At 51.8% G+C, this 20455-nt stretch carries 17 protein-coding genes and 1 pseudogene; 6 read left to right on the forward strand and 12 right to left on the reverse strand.

Annotation, left to right across the window (positions count from 1 at the left end; all coding sequences use genetic code 11):
- Positions 1–3 precede the first annotated feature (3 nt).
- On the reverse strand, positions 4–834 hold the full coding sequence (locus HMPREF2551_RS00335; protein WP_070836732.1) for a carbon-nitrogen hydrolase family protein: 831 nt from the start codon (positions 832–834) through the stop codon (positions 4–6).
- A gap of 95 nt (positions 835–929) precedes the next feature.
- Between HMPREF2551_RS00335 and HMPREF2551_RS00340 the strand changes: the two genes are divergently transcribed.
- Together HMPREF2551_RS00340 and HMPREF2551_RS00345 are read left to right on the forward strand one after the other, a co-directional pair.
- Positions 930–1229: a porin gene (locus HMPREF2551_RS00340; RefSeq protein ID WP_070836733.1), complete on the forward strand. Its 300-nt coding sequence runs from the start codon at positions 930–932 to the stop codon at positions 1227–1229.
- 114 nt (positions 1230–1343) lie between these two features.
- A complete protein-coding gene (locus HMPREF2551_RS00345; protein ID WP_070836734.1) occupies positions 1344–2636 on the forward strand; it encodes a valine--pyruvate transaminase in 1293 nt (430 codons plus the stop codon).
- Between the two features lie 68 nt (positions 2637–2704).
- Here the strand turns inward: HMPREF2551_RS00345 and HMPREF2551_RS00350 are convergent, their stop codons facing one another.
- The 7 genes from HMPREF2551_RS00350 to HMPREF2551_RS00380 form a co-directional block, all read right to left on the reverse strand.
- Complete coding sequence (locus tag HMPREF2551_RS00350) at positions 2705–3463, reverse strand: iron ABC transporter ATP-binding protein (RefSeq protein ID WP_070836735.1); 759 nt, start codon at positions 3461–3463, stop codon at positions 2705–2707.
- Positions 3464–3547: 84 nt separating this feature from the next.
- Complete coding sequence (locus tag HMPREF2551_RS00355) at positions 3548–4174, reverse strand: FmdE family protein (RefSeq protein WP_070836736.1); 627 nt, start codon at positions 4172–4174, stop codon at positions 3548–3550.
- Between the two features lie 65 nt (positions 4175–4239).
- On the reverse strand, positions 4240–6105 hold the full coding sequence (locus HMPREF2551_RS00360; protein WP_070836737.1) for an acyltransferase family protein: 1866 nt from the start codon (positions 6103–6105) through the stop codon (positions 4240–4242).
- Between the two features lie 129 nt (positions 6106–6234).
- On the reverse strand, positions 6235–7206 hold the full coding sequence (locus HMPREF2551_RS00365) for an iron chelate uptake ABC transporter family permease subunit (RefSeq protein ID WP_070836738.1): 972 nt from the start codon (positions 7204–7206) through the stop codon (positions 6235–6237).
- A complete protein-coding gene (locus HMPREF2551_RS00370; protein WP_070836739.1) occupies positions 7196–8164 on the reverse strand; it encodes an ABC transporter permease in 969 nt (322 codons plus the stop codon). The genes HMPREF2551_RS00365 and HMPREF2551_RS00370 overlap by 11 nt, the downstream gene beginning before the upstream one ends.
- Before the next feature lie 232 nt (positions 8165–8396).
- Positions 8397–9359 carry a siderophore ABC transporter substrate-binding protein gene (locus HMPREF2551_RS00375; RefSeq protein ID WP_070836740.1) on the reverse strand — a complete coding sequence of 321 codons (963 nt, stop codon included), beginning with the start codon at positions 9357–9359 and terminating at the stop codon, positions 8397–8399.
- Positions 9360–9474: 115 nt separating this feature from the next.
- Positions 9475–11520 carry a TonB-dependent siderophore receptor gene (locus HMPREF2551_RS00380; protein ID WP_070836741.1) on the reverse strand — a complete coding sequence of 682 codons (2046 nt, stop codon included), beginning with the start codon at positions 11518–11520 and terminating at the stop codon, positions 9475–9477.
- A gap of 416 nt (positions 11521–11936) precedes the next feature.
- Between HMPREF2551_RS00380 and groES the strand changes: the two genes are divergently transcribed.
- Together groES and groL are read left to right on the forward strand one after the other, a co-directional pair.
- A complete protein-coding gene (groES, locus tag HMPREF2551_RS00385) occupies positions 11937–12224 on the forward strand; it encodes a co-chaperone GroES (RefSeq protein ID WP_003744509.1) in 288 nt (95 codons plus the stop codon).
- A 98-nt stretch (positions 12225–12322) separates the two neighbouring features.
- Positions 12323–14071 (forward strand): chaperonin GroEL, encoded by a 1749-nt coding sequence (groL, locus tag HMPREF2551_RS00390; protein ID WP_070836742.1) that lies wholly within the window; start codon positions 12323–12325, stop codon positions 14069–14071.
- 305 nt (positions 14072–14376) lie between these two features.
- Here the strand turns inward: groL and katA are convergent, their stop codons facing one another.
- From katA to accB, 4 genes and pseudogenes are all read right to left on the reverse strand, one after another.
- The gene (gene katA / locus HMPREF2551_RS00395) at positions 14377–15891 is read right to left on the reverse strand and encodes a catalase KatA (protein WP_070836743.1); all 1515 of its coding nucleotides are present in this window, start codon (positions 15889–15891) and stop codon (positions 14377–14379) included.
- Between the two features lie 296 nt (positions 15892–16187).
- Positions 16188–17549 carry an acetyl-CoA carboxylase biotin carboxylase subunit gene (gene accC, locus HMPREF2551_RS00400; protein ID WP_070836744.1) on the reverse strand — a complete coding sequence of 454 codons (1362 nt, stop codon included), beginning with the start codon at positions 17547–17549 and terminating at the stop codon, positions 16188–16190.
- Positions 17543–17769, reverse strand: a pseudogene (locus HMPREF2551_RS00405) (YqaE/Pmp3 family membrane protein). Before HMPREF2551_RS00405 ends, accC begins: the two are co-directional and overlap by 7 nt.
- A 70-nt stretch (positions 17770–17839) precedes the next feature.
- Positions 17840–18298 (reverse strand): acetyl-CoA carboxylase biotin carboxyl carrier protein, encoded by a 459-nt coding sequence (accB, locus tag HMPREF2551_RS00410; protein ID WP_070836745.1) that lies wholly within the window; start codon positions 18296–18298, stop codon positions 17840–17842.
- Between the two features lie 357 nt (positions 18299–18655).
- Here accB and queA point away from each other — a divergent pair, with 357 nt between their 5' ends.
- A complete protein-coding gene (gene queA / locus HMPREF2551_RS00415) occupies positions 18656–19684 on the forward strand; it encodes a tRNA preQ1(34) S-adenosylmethionine ribosyltransferase-isomerase QueA (RefSeq protein ID WP_070836746.1) in 1029 nt (342 codons plus the stop codon).
- A gap of 115 nt (positions 19685–19799) precedes the next feature.
- A complete protein-coding gene (locus HMPREF2551_RS00420) occupies positions 19800–20429 on the forward strand; it encodes a hypothetical protein (RefSeq protein WP_049347850.1) in 630 nt (209 codons plus the stop codon).
- Positions 20430–20455: the final 26 nt, after the last annotated feature.

Here is a 20455-nt window from a genome sequence, read left to right on the forward strand (position 1 = left end):
TGTTTAAAGTAATCGGTGTTTCAGGGCAGGCAGGCGCGTGCGCACGCTTTGCAGGCGCGCGGTATCCAAATCGACACAAATCACGCCTTCGCCTTCCGGCAACGTCGCCAACACATCGCCCCAAGGGTCGATAATCATACTGTGGCCGAATGTGCGGCGGCCGCTTTCATGCAGTCCGCCTTGTGCCGACGCGATGACGTAGCATTGGTTTTCCACTGCACGGGCGCGCAGCAGCAATTCCCAATGCGCCTTGCCGGTCGTGTAGGTAAACGCGGCCGGCAACAGCAAAACATCAAACGGCTGCTGGGCGCGGAAAAACTCAGGAAAGCGCAAATCGTAGCAGACACCGGCCGCCAGCGGAACATCGTCCACGCTTAGCTTCGGCACATCGCTGCCCGCCAGTATCGTATCGGCTTCGGCGTAGCGTTCGCCCAAACCGGAAAAGCCGAAAAGGTGCATTTTGTGGTAAAGCCCGATTCGGTTGCCGTCGCGGTCATACACCAGCATCGTGTTCATCACCTTGCCCGCGTTTGGGCTTTGCAGCGGAACCGTACCGCCAAACAACACCACACCGCATTCCCTTGCCGTTTCGCTTAAGGCCGTCTGAAAACGGAAGTAGCAGGTTTCGCCAACGCCTCCATCATTCAAAGGCTCGGCAAATGCCAGCTTGTCCGTATCGTTTTTACCCATCAGCGGCCAATATTCGGGCAGCAACACCCAATCCGCCCCTTGTTCGGCAGCCTCGTGGACAAGGCGTTTCATCGTGGCAATATTGGTTTCGGGGTCGGTGGACGACACCATTTGCACAGCGGCGGCGCGTAAAGAGCGCATCATCAAAACTCCTGTCAGATTTTGCAAGAATTGTAACTTGTTTACGCACAAGGCCGATACAATCGCCTCACAATTCCTCTCCAAAAAAAGGATAAACCATGAACTTGAAACTTCTCCTTACAGCCGCACTTTCCACCGCCGCACTCGCCGCACATGCCGACGTACAGCTTTACGGCAGCATCAAAAGCGGCATCGAAACTTCGCAAACCCGTTTCGGCGGTCAAACACGCAGCAGCACCGCCGTTGCCGACCAAGGCAGCCACATCGGCCTGCGCGGCTCGCATCCGATAGGCGGCGGAACGAATTTTATTTGGGAAGTCGAACAAGACACGCTGGTCGGCAAAAGCGGCTCCATCCGCCAAGACTGGCGCGAACGTCGAGACAATTTTGGCCGTTGAAGGAAAGATTGAATAATAAAGGCCGTCTGAACAATCAGGATAACTGGTTTTCAGACGGCCTTTGTTCTTATAATAGCGGTTTATTGTTTTTACACACTCAGCAACGGAGTTTTCATGCAGTTTTCAGCATTCGGCGAAAAATTCACGCAACACAGTGGCATTTTGCAATTGATGGACGATTTGGGCGACGCGCTCAAAAGCGACAAACCCGTCAATATGCTTGGCGGCGGCAATCCGGCGAAGATTGCGGAAGTCAATGCGGTGTTCGCCGATGTGTTTTCCAAACTGGCGGCGGAACACGCGGTTGAGAATATCGGCAATTATTCCAATCCGCAGGGCGATGCGGCGCTGATTGTGGCTTTGACTGAGTTTCTTAACCGCGAATACGGCTGGAATCTGACGGCGGACAATATTGCGCTGACCAATGGTTCGCAAAACGCGTTTTTCTATTTGTTCAACCTGTTCGGCGGCAAATTCAATCTTTCAGACGGCCAAACGGTTGAAAAAGCCATTTTGTTGCCGCTTGCGCCTGAATATATCGGTTATGCCGACGTGCATATCGAAGGGCAGCATTTTATTTCGGTGAAGCCGAAAATCGAAAATGTCGAACACGAAGGCGAAGCGGGCTTTTTTAAATACCGTGTGGACTTTGACGCGCTGGAGAGCCTGCCTGAATTGAAAGCGGGCAAAATCGGTGCGATTTGCTGTTCGCGCCCGACCAATCCGACCGGCAATGTGCTGACCGACGACGAAATGGCACGTTTGGACGCTTTGGCGCAGGAACACGGGATTCCGCTGATTATCGACAACGCTTATGGAATGCCGTTCCCGAATATTATTTACAGCGATGTAACGCTCAACTGGCACGAAAACATCATCCTCTGCTTCAGCCTTTCTAAAATCGGCCTGCCCGGCGTGCGTACCGGCATTATTGTCGCTGCGCCGGAAGTGGTCAAAGCCGTCAGCAGTTTGAATGCGATTGTGAACCTGTCGCCAACCCGTTTCGGCGCGGCGATTGCGGCGCCGCTGTTAAACGACGGCCGTCTGAAACAGTTGGCCGACCAAGTGATTCAGCCGTTTTACCGTCGCCAGGCGCAAACGGCGGTTTCCCTGCTCAAACGCGAGCTGGGTGCGTATCCGTTGAAAATCCACAAGCCTGAAGGTGCGATTTTCTTGTGGCTCTGGTTTGAAAACCTGCCTGTTTCGTCGCAAACCTTGTACGAAATGCTCAAGGCCGAAGGCACGCTGATTATTCCGGGCGAGCATTTCTTTGTCGGCATTGATAGGCAAGATTATCCGCACGCTCACGAGTGCATTCGCATGAGCATTGCGCAGGACGCGGAAACGTTGGAAAAAGGCATTGCCGCGATCGGTCGCGTGGTGCGCGGTGTGTACGATAAAAAATAAACGCTTTGAATAGACAAAGGCCGTCTGAAACCTGAGCAATCGGGTTTCAGACGGCCTTTTTGTCGAATTTAGATATGGTGGATAACCAGTTTTTTACCTTCGTAATCGAGGACGTTGACGTCCATATCGAATAGGGTTTTGATGTTTTCGGCGGTGAAAATATCGTTGGGCTTGCCCTGCATGGCGACTTGGCCGTTTTTCATGGCGACGACGTAATCGGCGTAGGCTGCTGCCTGGTTGATGTCGTGCAGGACGACGACGGTAGTGCGTTTGTGTTCGTCGGTCAGCCGGCGCAGGATTTGCATGAGGGAGCGGGCATGATACATGTCGAGGTTGTTCAGCGGTTCGTCCAGCAAAACGTAGTCGGTGCGCTGACAGAATACCATGGCAATCATGGCGCGTTGGCGTTGGCCGCCGGAAAGCTCGGTCAGGTAGCGGTCGGCAAAGTCTTGCAGGTGGAACTCGGCGAGTGCTTCTTCGACGATGGTTTTATCCGTTTCAGACGGCATGCCTTGGTGGTAGGGATAGCGGCCGAACATGAGCAGGTCGCGCACGGTAATGCGGCTCATGATGCTGTTTTCTTGGGTGAGGATGGAGAGCGTGCGGGCAAGTTCGGCGGTGGGGGTGGTTTTGATGTCTTTGCCTGCGTAGCTGATGTCGCCGTGTACCAAGGGCTGTAGGCGCGCCATAAAGGAGAGGAGGGTGGACTTGCCTGCGCCGTTCGGGCCGATTAGTGCGGTAATGCCGCCTTCGGGGATGTCGAGGCTGACGTCGTTGAGGATGGGGTTGCTGCCGATGGTGTGGCTGACGTTGCGGATGGTAATCATAGGCGGATTCGAGTATGGAAAACTTGGGGTTTCAGACGGCCTTTCAGCGTGAGGCCGTCTGAATTTTATTTCTGTATGGAGTGGTTAGATTTCGCTGACGGTCACAAATTCGGGATTATCGGCTTGATCGATCAGGAAGGCGCGGACGCGTTCTTGCCAAAGCTCGCCGAATTGTTTGAGTTCGTCGGCACTTGCGCTGCCGCTGACGGCTTTGGGCATGATGTCGCGCATTTGCGGTGCGAAGGGTTGGAGCGCGGCGTTGAGGCTGACGGCAACGGTTTTGCCGGTATCGCGGCGGCGGAGCGCGAGTGTGCCGTTGATTTCGCCTGCACCAAAGGACAATAAATGGCGGCGGGCAAAGCGTCCGGCAGGGCCTACGCCGCCAAAGCCGGTTTCGGGTGCTGCGCCGGTAAGGAGTTGGACGACGGAAGCGGTAACGCCGGTTGTGCCTTCGTCACGCTCGCCCTGCATAAAGGCTTCGATGTCGCCGCGTTGCGGCAGCTCTTCGCCGTAAAGGGCTTTCAGGCCTTTGATGACCATCAGGTAGGCACCGGCGACAGTCGGGCAGGAGTGGCCGCACAGGCGTACGGCATCGGCGTAGTGGTAAGTGAGGATGCCGTTTTCGGCTGCACCGAGGAAGTCGGCCAATGCGTCTTGGACGGTGATGGTCGGGGCTTGGTTGAAGAATGATGGGAAATGTTCTTGTGTCATGAGGGTTGTCCTTTGCGGGTTTGCCCGGGCCGTCTGAAATATTCAGACGGCCTTGGGCATGGATGTTATTTTAAGAGTATTTGTTTGTCCTGTATAAATTTTTCGGCCAGTTTTGTCGCACCGTGGGTGTTGAGGTGGTTGGTGTCGAAATATATCGGCAGGCCGTCTATGGTTTTATCTGCCGGAATCGGCTCCATGATGTTGACCCAATGCACGGCAGGCCGCTGTTTGACAATGTTTTCTATGGTTTTGTCGGCTTCGGCGGAGCGGGCGATTTCGGCTTTTTTATGCTCGGAAACGTATTGCATGTCGAGGCCGAGGCGCTGTTTTAGGTAGTAATGGCGCAGGGGCAGTTGCGCGTTCATCGGCGTGTCGGCAAAGACGTAAACCTGCTTGCCCTGTTGAATCAGGGTGTCGAGCATTTTGCCGAAATAATCCGTAAAACCGGGCTTTTCGGTATGCAGGAACCAACGTTGCGAGATAAAGACCACCGGATAGTTTTCGACCTTTTGTGCGATAAAGCGGTTGTAAGGGTTGCAACGGTCGGCACGGCGGTCGCTTTGCGGCAACATAAAGCCGAAGGCAACGCCGCAGCTGTTGGACGAGATAACGTCGGCGGCAAAGCCTTCCTGTTTGCCCACCATATCGATAAAGGGCGTCAGGTGGGCGGCGTGGGAGTCGCCCATCAGCAGGACTTTGCTGCTTTGGTTTTCCGCGCCGACGGCGCAGTCGGTTTTGGTCAAGGTATCCGCGCAGATTTTACTTTCGTCAACCGTATATAGGTTTGCCTCGTATGCGGCCGGTTTGGCCGTCAGCAGGTAGCCGGCGGCAGGAATCAGCAGGGCGAAATAGGCGGCGATTACCCCGATGAATTTTGGGGTGGTGAAATTCTTCATCCGTCGCGCCGGTGTTTCGACGAAGTAATAGGACAAAACGGACAAGCCCGACATCAGCACCACGGCCAATACAATCGCGGACATCGGTAAAGCGTTGTCCATGTAAACATAGCGCATAACGGCCAAGACCACCCAATGCCACAAATACAGCGAATAGGAAATCAAACCGATAAACACAACAGGCTTGAGGCTCAACAGTTTGGCGGTATTGAAGCCGTTTTGAGTCTGCAGGGTTTTGCCCGAGTAAATCAAGCCGCCGACCGCCGTACAGCACAGCAGCCGTTCGATATTGCCTTCACCGGGCAACACGCCGTAAGGAAGCAGCAACATGGCGGCAATCACCGCCATCATCGCCCAGCCGACCAGGGGCGTGCTGAAACGGTCGTTGGTTTGGGAGGGCGGAATAAAGGCGAAAAGCGCGCCGATCAGCAGCTCGTATGCGCGCACATAAGGCAGGAAATAAGGATCCATGCCGAAGGTGGGCAAAAAGACGGACAATAGGCTCAATACAATCAGCAAAAGGATGAATTGGCGGATGTTGCGCCCTTTGCTGAATCGGAAAAAAGCAGTCAGCAAAACTGGAAAAACAAAGTAAAACTGCTCTTCCAGCGATAAAGACCAAATGTGCTGTAAAGGTTTTTCCGCCGCATCGGCATCGAAATAGCCGCCGCGCCGTGCAAAAAACAGGTTGGCCGAAAACAGCAACGCAAACACTGCGGATTTGACGTATTGGCGCAGGTCAAACGACAAGAAAAAGATTGCGGCGGCCAAGCTCGTACACAGCAATACGCAGGAAAAAACAGGCAAAATGCGCTTCGCGCGGCGTTTGTAGAATTCTAAAAACGAAAAACTGCCGTTTTGCATTTCGCGGCTGATGATGGTGGTGATCAGATAGCCGGACAAAACGAAAAACATATCCACGCCGAGAAAGCCGCCGGGCAGCCAAGCGGCGTCGATGTGGAAAATAATAACGGCCAAGACGGCCAAAGCTCGGATGCCGTCCAAGTCGGGACGGTATTTTAATGTCGTACTCATTTTTTGTAATTTTAGTAAATTTAGTGATGTTTACTATGAGTACATGTCAGAAATTTAGTTTCATTTCAATGGTTAAATATTTTTTAACACGGGTTTCAGACGGCCTGAAGCTGTTTGGGCACGTTTAATTTATTTCTTTTTCAACACCAAATATAAAAATACCAATCCGCCTGCAAATTCGACGACCACGCTCAATACGGCCTGCATACCGAGGAAGTGTTCGAAGATGGTTTGCCCGCCAACCAACAGGATGCCGCCGACACAAAAAGTCATGGGCAGGCGGACGGAATGTTTGACCGACGGGGAAAAGTGGTTGGCCAGCGCGGCAACCAGCAGGCCGAAAAAACTCACCGGGCCGACAACGGCGGTGGCGGTTGCAACCAGCGCGGCGATCCACAACAGCAGCCATAAGGTATTGCGCGTGTAGTTGATGCCCAAATTGACGGCCTGATTGCGTCCGAGCAGGTAAACATCGAGGCGGTGGCGTTCGCGCCAGATCACGGCGGCGCTGATGAGCAATACGACTGCGCCGATACCCAACAATTCCGAGTGGACGGTATTGAAAGTGGCAAACATATTCGCCTGCGCGGCGGTAAATTCTTCGGGATCAATCATGCGCGAAAGCAGCGACGACAGGCTGCGGAACAAAATCCCGAAAATCACGCCGATTAAAATCATGCGCGACAAATCGCGTCCGCCCTGTTTGATGAGCGTGTAGAACAGCAGCAGCGAACCGCCCATCATGACGACCAGTTCAAAGCCGAATTTGCCCGTCAACGGCAGGGAAGCATAGCCCACGCTGCCGAGCGTAAACACCAGCAAGGTCTGCAAAAACACATACAGCGAATCGAAACCCAAAATCGAAGGGGTCAGAATCGGATTATTGGTCAGCGTTTGGAAGAGTTGCGTGGACACGCCGACCGCATAGGCGACCATCAGCAGCGCGGCAAGTTTGGTCAGGCGCAGGTTTAAAACAAAGTCCCAATCGCCTTTGACGTTGAGCGTCATAAACAGGGCGCAGGAAACCAGCAACAGCGCAAAAGCCACCCACAACGGACGGCTGCTTCCTGCCATAAAATCGATATTTTTTTCAGACGGCATGAGCAGGTTTCCTTAATAAAAGCCACAAAAACAACACCGTACCCATGACTCCGAAAACAGTCGATACAGGGATTTCAAACGGAAACACAATCACGCGTCCGACAATGTCGCACAGCAACACCAAAGACGCGCCCAGCAAGGCCACCGCCGGTAGGCTTTGGCGCAGCTTGTCGCCCATCAGGCGGCTGATGATGTTCGGCACGACCAGGCCGATAAACGGAATATTGCCGACCGTTACGACCACCAAAGACGTAATCAGCGCCACAATAATCAGCCCCGACCACAGAATCGCCGTCCGGTTCAGCCCCAAGTTCACGCTTACTGTTTCGCCCAAACCCAAAATCGTCAGCTGGTCGGCAATCAAATAGGCAAACAAAGCCAAAACCCCCGTTGCCCACAACAGCTCATACCGCCCGAGCAAAACGCCGGAAAAATCGCCCTGCTGCCACACGCCCAGCATTTGCAGCATTTCGTTTTGATACGCGATAAAGGTGGCCACCGCCTCAATCACACCGCCGAAAATAATCCCGACCAAAGGCACCATCAGCTGCGCGGTCGGCGGCAGGCGGCGGATCAGCAACATAAAGACCAACATCCCGATCAGCGCGGCAACGGCGGCAACCGACATTTTTGCCAGCAACGGCGCAGCCGGCAACAGCAAGGACATCAACAGCAAACCCAAAGCCGCACTTTGGCTTGCGCCCACCATCGACGGTTCGACAAAACGGTTGCGCATCAAAATCTGCATAATCATGCCGGCCACAGCCATCGATGCGCCTGTCAGCACAATGGCAAACGTGCGCGGCAGGCGGCTGATGAACATGACCTGCTGGCTGTCGGATAGCGAAAACAGGGTGGACCATTTGAATTCGGCCACGCCGACCGACAGGCTGACGGCAAACAATATCAGCAGCGCCACACCGTTGACCGCATTTAAAAATGAAGGTTTGTGAAACATAAAATGGTTCGGAAAAAAATAAGGCCGTCTGAACGAAGAGTTAAGGTATTTGGCAAAAAAAGGCAGGTTTGCCCATCATAAAAACAGATGCAAACAGGCAAAACTTGTCCATTTGCACCATGTATTTTCAGACGGCCTAAATCCAATGACTTCAGATCAAGCAACTTGATCCTGTGCATCATCAAACCGTTCAGGCCGTCTGAAAGAAGCGGGCGGCTATGCCCGCGCCGAATTACTTGGCTGCATTAAACGCATCGCTTACCTGTTTGGAAGCGTTCAGCAATTCTTGTGCGCCGCCAGCTGCCAGATAGGTTTCCGGCACAAGGTACACAACTTGGCCTTTTTTCCAAGCGGTCGTTTCGGCAACCAGCGGATTGTTCAACACATCTTTTGCCGCCTGACCTTCTTCGCCGATGGCCGCGCCGCGGTCCAAAACAAACAGCCAATCAGGGTTTTTCTCTTTCAGGTATTCAAAGCTGATAGGCTGGCCGTGGCTGCCTTCTTTAATCGATTCATCAACAGCAGGAATGCCGATATCTTTATGCAACCAACCGCCCAAACGTGAGGAAGGGCCGAAAGCCGACATCTTACCGCCGTTGACCAATACCACCAAACCCTTGCCTTTGCCTTGCGCAGCAGTTTTCGCCGCTTCAAACGAAGCATCGATTTCCGCTTTCAGCTTGTCCGCTTCGGCCTGTTTGCCGAAGATTTGCGCCAGCGCGTCGATGCGCTCTTTTGAGCTTTCTTTCAGATTGGCGGTTTCGGCGGTCATTTCGATGGTCGGCGCAATGGCGTTCAACTTGTCAAACGCTTTGGCTGCGCGGCTGCCGATGATGATGAGCTGCGGTTTGTAAGCGTTTAAGGCTTCGTAGTCAGGCTCAAACAGCGTACCGGCAGGTTTCGTGGTTTTGAAATATTCGTCCAAATAAGGCAGCTGGTTTTTATCGATGGATAAACCGGTTTTCACGCCCAATTTGCTTAAAGTGTCGAGCATACCCAAATCGTAAACGGCGATACGCTCCGGATTTTGCGGCACTTTCGCATCGCCGCGCGCCGTTTTCACGGTCAGGCCTGCACCTTCGGTTTGGGCGGCAGAAGCGGAAGCAGTTTGCGCCTGATTGGAAGCAGAATCTTTCGGTGAACACGCACCCAAAGCGAGGGTGCAGCATACGGCTAAAGCGGTCAAACGTAACATAGAGTTTCTCCGTAGTCGGAAATAAAGTAAATCGAAATGATAACTTGTATCGGATTATAAAGCTAGATGCCGTCTGAAAACTTTTGTTTTCAGACGGCTTTTTCAAGCTGATTGCTTAGAAGCGGTAGTTTACACCCAAGCGGACATCGCGGCCGATACCCGGCAAGGTTTCACCGCGTTGGCTGTGCGGATAGTAGAACTTGTTAAACACGTTGTTGACGGCAAAGTTGACATTGAGCGTGTCTTTGCCCAGAGGTTTCCAGTTGGCGAATACATCGTTTACGCCGTAGCCTTTGCGTTTGACTTCACCCTTGTCGCGTACCAACACAGAGCCGGAGGCTTTTTGTAGGTAGCGACCACGCCAGCCGATTTCCAAATCTGGATTTTGGAAGCGGTAGGAGAGGGAGGTCGTCCAAGTACGGCCGGTCTGTACGGCAAATTCGGGGTTTGCGCTTAACAGGTTTTCAGGATGGGTGTCGTAGATGCGCGGTTTGCTGTGGCTTACGCCGACTTTCGCCATCAGGCCGCCTGTGCGGTAGGATGCGCCCAATTCATAGCCTTGGTTTTTGATGTAGCCTGCATTGACGATTTCGCGAACGCCTGCAATCGGGTTGCCAGCAGCATCATGGCGTTGCTGCGGACCTGCGACGGCATCTTTAATTTTTTGCCAGAAATAGCTACCGTTGGCGGCAAAGCTGCCGTTGTTGTAGTTGAAGCCGATTTCGGTATTGCGGGCGCGTTCGGCTTTGGTGCCGTCTGCAATCGATGTGATGGAATTTCCGCGACCATGTTGACGCATCGCATCGTAAAGACGCGGGCTGCGGGATGCGTAGTTGTGGCTGGCACTGAAACTCCAGTATTCATGCGGTTGCCAAATCACGCCGAAGCTCGGGTTGACTGTGCCGTCGGAAACGGATTTACCGTCATGGGTTTTGATGTCGAAATGGTCGTAGCGCAAGCCGCCTGTAAGGGTAAAGTCGCCGATGTCGTGGATGGCTTCAGCGTAAATGCCGGCATCGCTTTTCTTCGGATTGCTTAAGGCTGCGCTGAAGAATACCGGCGGTTTGATTTCTTGATGACGGTAGTTGACGCCGTATTTGATCAATGTGTTCTCGCCAATGCGGCTGTCCAGATTGAAATTCGCGCCTTTGGTTTCGATAACGGTCGTGTTCGGGCCGGGCAGATTGCCTGCGTAGCCGTTTTTGCTGTCATCGGCGGAATAGCGTTCGTTTTTCATGAGATAGGCGTTGGCGTCCAGTTTTTCGACAAAGCCCAAATTGTTCGCCGTCCATGCCAAATTGGTGTTGGAGAGGCTGGTTTCACGGTAGGTCGGGGCTTGGCGTGCTAAGCTCAAACGAGGGTTGTCGGTGGCGGTAAATTCTTCACGGACGGTGCGGATGCCTCGGTGCTGATCATTCATGTGGCTTAACACTAAGCGGTGATCGCCGAAGTTTGCGCCGATTTTGGCAAGATAGCTGCGCTTGTCCAGCGCGCTGAATGGTACGGTTTTACCGCCGTTGCTGTTTGTATAGCCTTTGCCGGGTTCGTAATTTTTTTCATCGTTGCGGCTGTAAGAGAACAAACCGTCGAAGTTGCCGGCTTTTCCGAACACGCTTGCGCCGTAGCTTACGCCGTCATTAGAGGCATAGCCGCTGTTGAGGCGTACACCCCAGTTTTTGTCCAAACCTTTTAGCAAGTCTTGGGCATCGACGGTTTTGGTAATAATCGCACCGTTGGTCGCGCCGATACCGGCAGATGCGGAGCCTGCGCCTTTCTGTACGGAGACGATTTTGACCAACGCAGGGTCGATGATGAAACGGCCTTGGTGATACAGTATTTGGCTGTCGGAATAGGCATTGTCCACCTTAATATCCACCGAGTTTTGACCCATGCCGCGCAGTGTCAGGAATTGAGATGAGCCGTTGCCGCCGCCGAAGTCGATGGCTGGTTCTTCTTTTAATAATTCGCGCAAATCGGTTGCCGTGCTTTCGTCTTTTTGACGAAGAGTGACGATATTGGTTTTGATCTTGCTGCCTTGACGGTCACCTTTAACGGTAACGGTATCAAGCACAACATTGTCTTTGGCTTCATTTTCTGCGTGTGCAAAACCGGCCGCCAGTGTCAGTGACAGCAGGCTCAGTCGAAACAGGGGCGTATTCATTGAGAAATGTCCTTAATAAAATGACAGTAATAAAAAATAAAAGCAAATAAAGAGAAATTATCTTTAAAATATGCAATTAAGAATAATCATCATTTATAATAATGCATTAAAAAGAAATAGTTGTAAAGAGTTGTGTTGCATTTGTAAAGGAATTGTGTTGTTTTTAAACGAATTTTGCAGTTTGTGTATCAGGCCGTCTGAAAAATAAGTGATCGGGCATTTTTGCGTATGAAAATATTTGGAAAGGCTGCATAGAATTTTTTACTTTTTCCCTTGAATTTGTCGCAAACAACCCAAATCTACCCGCCATTACGGCAGGCTTTCTACTAAGTGTGCCGCTATTTTCAAGCAAACCGTGTCTGTCATGTCCGACAGACAATTGTTTTCAATCTATTTATTTATCGGAGCATTAAGACATGACCATCCGCCCTTTACACGACCGCGTAGTCGTCAAACGCTTAGAAGCTGAAGAAAAAACTGCCTCCGGCATCGTTTTGCCGGGTGCGGCTGCTGAAAAACCCGACATGGGCGAAGTGATCGCCGTGGGTGCGGGCAAAATCGGTAAAGACGGCGCGCGCCGTCCGCTGGATGTCAAAGTCGGCGACAAAGTGATTTTCGGCAAATACAGCGGCCAAACTGTAAAAGCCGACGGCGAAGAGCTGTTGGTAATGCGTGAAGAAGACATCTTCGGTATCGTTGAATAATTGTTGAATTAAGTTTCAGAACCAAAGGCCGTCTGAATCAAACATGAAGTTTTCAGACGGCCTCAAACAGATTTTTAATATTGATTTGGAGAATTTAAATGGCAGCAAAAGACGTACAATTCGGCAATGAAGTTCGCCAAAAAATGGTAAACGGCGTCAATGTATTGGCAAACGCCGTACGTGTAACTTTGGGCCCTAAAGGCCGCAACGTGGTACTAGACCGCGCTTTCGGCGGCCCGCACATCACTAAAGACGGTGTGTCTGTTGCAAAAGAAATCGAATTGAAAGACAAATTCGAAAACATGGGCGCGCAAATGGTGAAAGAAGTTGCTTCTAAAACCAACGATGTGGCCGGCGACGGTACCACTACTGCAACCGTATTGGCGCAATCCATCGTTGCCGAAGGCATGAAATACGTTACCGCAGGCATGAACCCGACCGACCTGAAACGCGGTATCGATAAAGCCGTTGCCGCTTTGGTTGACGAGCTGAAAAACATCGCCAAACCTTGCGATACTTCTAAAGAAATCGCCCAAGTCGGCTCTATTTCTGCCAATTCTGACGAACAAGTCGGCGCGATTATCGCCGAAGCGATGGAAAAAGTCGGCAAAGAAGGCGTGATTACCGTTGAAGACGGCAAGTCTTTGGAAAACGAGCTGGACGTAGTTGAAGGTATGCAGTTCGACCGCGGCTACCTGTCTCCTTACTTCATTAACGATGCTGAAAAACAAATCGCTGCTTTGGACAATCCGTTTGTATTGTTGTTCGACAAAAAAATCAGCAACATCCGCGACTTGTTGCCTGTTTTGGAACAAGTGGCCAAAGCCAGCCGTCCGCTGTTGATTATCGCTGAAGACGTAGAAGGCGAAGCCTTGGCGACTTTGGTGGTGAACAACATCCGCGGCATCCTGAAAACCGTTGCCGTGAAAGCCCCTGGCTTCGGCGACCGCCGCAAAGCCATGTTGCAAGACATCGCCATCCTGACCGGCGGCGTGGTGATTTCCGAAGAGGTCGGCCTGTCTCTGGAAAAAGCGACTTTGGACGACTTGGGTCAAGCCAAACGCATCGAAATCGGTAAAGAAAACACCACCATCATCGACGGCTTCGGCGACGCTGCCCAAATCGAAGCGCGTGTTGCCGAAATCCGCCAACAAATTGAAACCGCAACCAGCGAATACGACAAAGAAAAACTGCAAGAGCGCGTGGCTAAATTGGCAGGCGGCGTGGCAGTCATCAAAGTCGGTGCCGCTACCGAAGTGGAAATGAAAGAGAAAAAAGACCGCGTGGAAGACGCGTTGCACGCTACCCGCGCAGCCGTTGAAGAAGGCGTGGTTGCCGGCGGCGGCGTAGCCCTGTTGCGTGCTAAGCAAGCAATTCAACGAGTACGGATTGATTCTGTGTTAGGAGGCCAAGTTCCTGCACATTTGCAAGCAGCAATGAAAAATACTAAATCTAGTATGGAAGGGTTTGCTGATGATAAAATTCTTGACCGTGAGATTTTAGTGGCAAATGCTGACCAAGAAGCAGGCGTACAAATCGTCTTGCGCGCCGTTGAGTCTCCTCTGCGCCAAATCGTTGCCAACGCAGGCGGCGAACCTAGCGTGGTTGTGAACAAAGTGTTGGAAGGCAAAGGCAACTACGGTTACAACGCAGGCTCCGGCGAATACGGCGACATGATCGAAATGGGCGTACTCGACCCTGCCAAAGTAACCCGTTCCGCGCTGCAACACGCCGCATCGATCGCCGGCCTGATGCTGACCACAGACTGCATGATCGCTGAAATCCCTGAAGAAAAACCTGCTACGCCTGATATGGGCGGCATGGGTGGTATGGGCGGCATGCTGTAAGGCCGTCTGAAACCTTCAGACAAAAAGCAAAACCGCACGGTAATCAGCCGTGCGGTTTTTTTATTTGCCAGTGGAAAGCGTGAGATGGTGAGGCGAATGCCATGATTTACGGAGAAATAAGGGTAGCTATTTCCATTGAAACAGAAGCAATCAAATAAACTTCATCATCAAAGAAGGCCGTCTGAAACTTTATTTTGCGTTTCAGACGGCCTGATTAATGATCTAAACCGTTACTTTTTGCTCGAACGGCTGTATCGGACAGCTTGAGACAAGATTTCTTCAATTTCTATCCACATAATGCCTCCTTACAGCAAACCAGGTTGACCTAAAGCCGGGTCGTTAGCTCGTGCCGCTTGGGCATCTTCGACAGTCAGTCCAAGGGCTTTGGCTACGCCTTCACCGTATGCCGGATCGCAACGGTAGCAGTTGCGGATATGGCGGTATTTGATGAAGTCAGGCGCGTCGCCCATGGCTGCGGCGGTGTTGTCGAACAAAGCCTGTTTCTGCGCGTCGTTCATCAGGTTGAACAAGGCGCGCGGTTGACTGAAATAGTCGTCATCGTCTTGGCGGTAGTCCCAGTGCGCCGCGTCGCCGCTGATTTTCAAAGGCGGTTCGGCGAAGTCGGGCTGTTGTTGCCATTGGCCGAAGCTGTTGGGTTCGTAGTGCGGCAGGCTGCCGTAGTTGCCGTCGGCGCGGCCTTGTCCATCGCGCTGGTTGCTGTGGACGGGGCAACGCGGGCGGTTGACGGGAATTTGGCGGAAGTTTACGCCCAAACGGTAGCGCTGCGCATCAGCGTAATTGAACAAACGGGCTTGCAGCATTTTGTCGGGGCTGGCGCCGATGCCGGGAACCAGGTTGCTCGGGGCGAAGGCGGATTGTTCCACATCGGCGAAGAAGTTTTCGGGATTGCGGTTCAACTCGAATTCGCCCACTTCGATCAGCGGATAGTCTTTTTTCGGCCAAACTTTGGTCAAATCGAAAGGATGATACGGCACTTTTTCCGCATCGGCTTCAGGCATGACTTGGATGTACATCGTCCATTTCGGAAACTCGCCGCGTTCGATGGCTTCGTACAGGTCGCGCTGGTGGCTTTCGCGGTCGTCGGCAATGATTTTTGCGGCCTCTTCGTTGGTCAGGTTTTTAATGCCTTGCTGGCTGCGGAAATGGAATTTCACCCAAAAACGTTCGCCCGCTTCGTTCCAGAAGCTGTAAGTATGCGAACCGAAGCCGTGCATATGGCGGTAGCTGGCGGGGATGCCGCGGTCGCTCATGACGATAGTAACTTGGTGTAGGGCTTCGGGCAGCAGCGTCCAGAAGTCCCAGTTGTTTGTGGCGGAGCGCATATTGGTGCGCGGGTCGCGTTTGACGGCTTTGTTCAGGTCTGGGAATTTACGCGGGTCGCGCAGGAAGAACACGGGCGTGTTGTTGCCGACCATATCCCAGTTGCCTTCTTCGGTATAAAACTTCAACGCAAAGCCGCGGATGTCGCGTTCTGCATCGGCTGCGCCGCGTTCGCCTGCTACGGTGGTGAAACGGGCAAACATCTCGGTTTTCTTACCGACGTCGCTGAAGATTTTGGCGCGGGTGTATTTTGTGATGTCGTGTGTCACGGTAAACGTACCGAACGCGCCTGAACCTTTGGCGTGCATACGGCGTTCAGGGATAACTTCGCGCACGAAGTCGGCAAGTTTTTCATTCAGCCACAAATCCTGCGCCAGCAGCGGGCCGCGTGGGCCGGCGGTCAGGCTGTTTTGATTGTCGGCAACGGGCGCGCCGTTGTTCATGGTCAGATGGGTGACTGGGCATTTAGAGATAGACATAGTGATTTCCTTTGTGAAGTTGTTATAGGTTGATGAAATGGTTTCCAAGACGGAATGCTTCTATACAAAATATAATAAATTTTCAATATCAATATTTAAATATAGTTTGCGTTAAGCTATGAATCAAACTATACAGAAAGGTTTTAGCTATTGGAACTATGAAACCGATTTAGAATTAATATTATTAATTAATAATCTAATATTGTTTGTTTTTATAAATGATGGTGTTATAAAAAAGGCCGTCTGAAACTTTATTTTGCGTTTCAGACGGCCTGATTTTTAGTCAAAACAAGGGATTATTTAGCTTGTTTGGCTTTGCGTTCTTCCAGCCAGTGTTCCAAGTAGTGGATGCTGACGCCACCTTTTTGGAAACCCGGATCGCTGAACAAGTCGCGGTGCAGCGGCGTATTGGTTTTGATGCCGGTAATCGCCAGCTCATCGAGGGCAACGCGCATTTTGGCCATGGCTTGGTCGCGGTCTTTACCAACGACACAGACTTTGCCGATCAGGCTGTCGTAGTAAGGAGGGATGCGGTAGCCTTGGTAAATATGGCTGTCAACGCGGACACCGAAGCCGCCGGGCAGGTGGCAGCTTTCAATCAGACCCGGACTTGGAATGAAGTTGTACGGGTCTTCGGCGTTGATACGGCACTCAAACGCATGGCCTTCGACTTGAATGTCTTCCTGTTTGTATTGCAAAGGCAGGCCGGATGCGATGCGCAATTGCTCTTGGACGATGTCCACGCCGGTGATGAGCTCGGTAACCGGATGCTCAACCTGAACGCGTGTGTTCATCTCGATAAAGAAGAATTCGCCGTCTTCGTACAGGAATTCAAACGTACCTGCGCCGCGATAACCGATGCGTTTGCAAGCGTCGGCACAGGCTTTGCCAATTTTGGCGCGTTCTTCTTCAGTGATGAACGGGGCCGGTGCTTCTTCGATGACTTTTTGGTGGCGGCGCTGCATGGAGCAGTCGCGCTCGGCGAGGTAGATAGCGTTGCCGTGTTCATCGGCAATCACTTGGATTTCGACGTGGCGCGGACGTTGCAGGTAGCGTTCCATGTAAACCATCGGGTTGCCGAATGCCGCGCCTGCTTCGGCTTTGGTCATTTCGACAGACTGGAGGAGGTCTTCTTTTTTCTCGACGACGCGCATACCGCGACCGCCGCCGCCGCCAGAGGCTTTGATAATGACGGGATAACCGACTTTATCGGCGATTTTGAGGATTTCTTCGCCGTCGTCCGGCAATGCGCCGTCAGAGCCGGGAACGCAAGGTACGCCGGCTTCAATCATGGCGTGTTTGGCGGATACTTTGTCGCCCATCAGGCGGATGGTATCGGCTTTAGGGCCGATGAAGACAAAGCCGGATTGTTCGACTTGTTCGGCAAAATTGGCGTTTTCGGCGAGGAAGCCGTAGCCGGGGTGGATGCCGTCGGCTTCGGTTACTTCGGCAGCTGCGATGAGGGCCGGGATGTTGAGGTAGCTTTGTGCGGATGCGGCAGGGCCGATGCACACGGATTCGTCGGCGAGTTTGACGTGCAGGCTGTCTTTGTCGGCTTCGGAATGGACGGCGACGGTGGCGATGCCCATTTCACGGCAGGCACGCAGGACGCGCAGGGCGATTTCGCCCCGATTGGCGATCAATACTTTTTTCAGCATGATAATCTTTCCGGATGGTTCAGACGGCCTCGGCGGCCGCCTAATGCGTTGCGGATTTTTTGGTCGGTTTTATATTGGCTCAAGGCGTAAACCGACCACATGGCTGCCGGTATCCAGCCGATCAGCGTACATTGCAGAATCAGACAGATGATGCCTGCAAACGGACGGCCGATGGTGAAAACTGCAACCATGGCAAGAAAATAGCCAAAATCAGACGCATGGTTTGTCCTTGATGAACAGAAAAGGAATTTCAGACGGCCTTAAAGCTAAAGGCCGTCTGAAAAAGCGGATTATTCAATGATGAAGAGCGGCTCGCCGTATTCGACCGGAGTACCGTTTTCAACCAGAATTTCTTTAACGACACCGGATTTCTCGGCTTCGATTTCGTTCATCAGCTTCATGGCTTCGATGATGCACAAAGTATCGCCGGCTTTGACTTGTTGGCCGACTTCGACGAAAGCGGCGGCGTTCGGGCCGGGGGCGCGGTAGAACGTACCGACCATAGGCGATTTTTGCGCGTTGGACAAATCGCGAGCGGCAGGGGCGGCGGCCGGAGCGGCTGCAGCCGGAGCAGCGGCAGGCGCGGCAACCGGAGCGGCTGCGGCAGGTACCGGAGCAGCATAAACGGGAGCTGCGGCGGCAGTGGTGCGCGTAATGCGGACTTTTTCTTCGCCTTCGGTAACTTCAATTTCTGCAATGCCTGATTCTTCGACCAAATCAATCAGTTTTTTTAATTTACGCAAATCCATTGCTTTTCCTTTTTTGCGCGGCATATAAAGTGCATATTAGGTATGCGCCGCAGTGGTTTTAGATGATTTCCTGAGACGTCGGAAGGCAGGTTTGCCATCCGGCGTTTAAATAATGTCGGAACAGGGCGGAGCCTGAGAAATGAATCCGGTTATTTTCCCGAACTTGTCGGTAAATGTCCAGTAAAAGATAGAAAAAAGGCGTTTTTCGGCGAAAAAAGAAAGGAACGCTGATTTTCGTTAAAAAGTGATTTCCTCAAGAGCGTTTATTCTAATTTATTGGTTTTTCGACAAAACATGCCGTCTGAAAACCCACTTTGCGCGTATAATGGCGCCTGTTTTTTTAAATTATGCACGACAATGGATATTTCCGATTTTGATTTTGAATTGCCCGAAAAACTGATTGCCCAGCATCCGCCGGAAGTGCGCGGCAGCAGCAGGCTTCTGGTTGCCTTGCCCACATTGCCGATTGAAGACAAACATTTCGGCGATTTACCCGATTATGTCGCACCGGGCGATGTGCTGGTGTTTAACAATACTAAAGTGATGAAGGCGCGCCTGTTCGGCCAAAAAGCCAGCGGCGGCAAAATCGAAGCCCTGATTGAACGGGTATTGGACGCGCATACCGCATTGGCGCATATCCGCTCGTCCAAATCGCCGAAACCGGGTACAGAATTGATTTTTGAAGGCGATATCCGCGCCGTCATGCTGGAGCGTGCGGAAGAATTGTTTTGCCTGAAATTTGAAGGCGCGCAAACCGTTTACGAACTTTTAGAGCAAAACGGCCATCTGCCCTTGCCGCCTTATATCGAACGCGCGGCCGATGATGAAGACGACAGCCGCTATCAGACCGTGTACGCCAAATATCAAGGCGCAGTGGCCGCACCGACGGCAGGCTTGCACTTTACCGATGAATTATTGGGCCGTCTGAAAGCCAAAGGCGTAGAAACCGCAGAAGTAACCCTGCACGTCGGTGCCGGTACATTCCAACCCGTGCGCGTCGATAAAATTGAAGAACACAAAATGCACAGCGAGTGGTTTGACGTACCGACCGAGACCGTTGCCGCCGTTGAAGCCGCCAAAGCGCGCGGCAACAAAGTGTGGGCAGTGGGCACAACCTCCATGCGCGCCTTGGAATCCGCCGCACGCGAAACAGGCCGTTTGAAAGCCGGTCGCGGCGATACCGATATTTTCATTACGCCGGGCTACCGCTTCAATGTTGCCGACCGATTGATTACCAATTTCCACCTGCCCAAATCAACCTTGCTGATGCTCGTCAGCGCGTTTTCGGGCATGGAGCATATCCGCAGCGTTTACCGCCATGCCGTGGAACAGGAATACCGCTTTTTCAGCTATGGCGATGCGATGATTTTGGGGAAAACGGAATAAAGCGGAAGCAGATTGGAGCGTTTCAAACGGGGTATTTGGATTGTCTCGAATCCGAATCAGTTGGAACGCTCTACTAGAATACGCGGCTTAAGTAAGTTGCCTAAGGGTCAAATTAATGGATGAGAAAAAAATAGATTTTTTGCTGTATAGCGTACCGGAAAATGTGGACTATACGACGATTCCTGAAGAGCTTGACTTGGAGGATGTGCCGCAAGAGAGGATAGATGGATTAATCGAATTGCTATCCAATGAAAATGAGGTATTGCAATTTGATTCAGCGCGCCTGCTTGCTCACTGGGGTATTGATGAAGGCTTTGATACTTTGGTTTTGATGTTTGAGAAAGGGGAGGCAGAGGGAATGATTGATCATCGTTTACATGGTTATGATGATACAGATCGGCATATCTTGTCTGCTTTTATCAGTTACTGGGCATCTAAAGCAGATCAGAGTCAGCAAAAAGGTGATGATGCACGTCAGAAAATCTTTCCTCCTGTGGCTAGAATTATTCGTAAAGCATCATCGGCAGATTTTTCTATCAGTGAGTTGTTTTGGCTGGTCACGAAAATGCAGTTTATAGAGTATGTGCCACTCATTAAGGAGTATCTACAGCATATTATTGACTATCCAAGTAAACGGTATTGGGAAATCCATGATACTGTAAAATCATTATTAGAAATAGAACCGCAATTTATTCATGATTTACTTGAAAGTAAAAACAAAAAGTTATCGGACTTTGGATTATAAAAAGAATATTGTGAATAAAATACAAA

The organism is Neisseria sp. HMSC066H01, from assembly GCF_001837375.1.
Classification (GTDB): domain Bacteria; phylum Pseudomonadota; class Gammaproteobacteria; order Burkholderiales; family Neisseriaceae; genus Neisseria.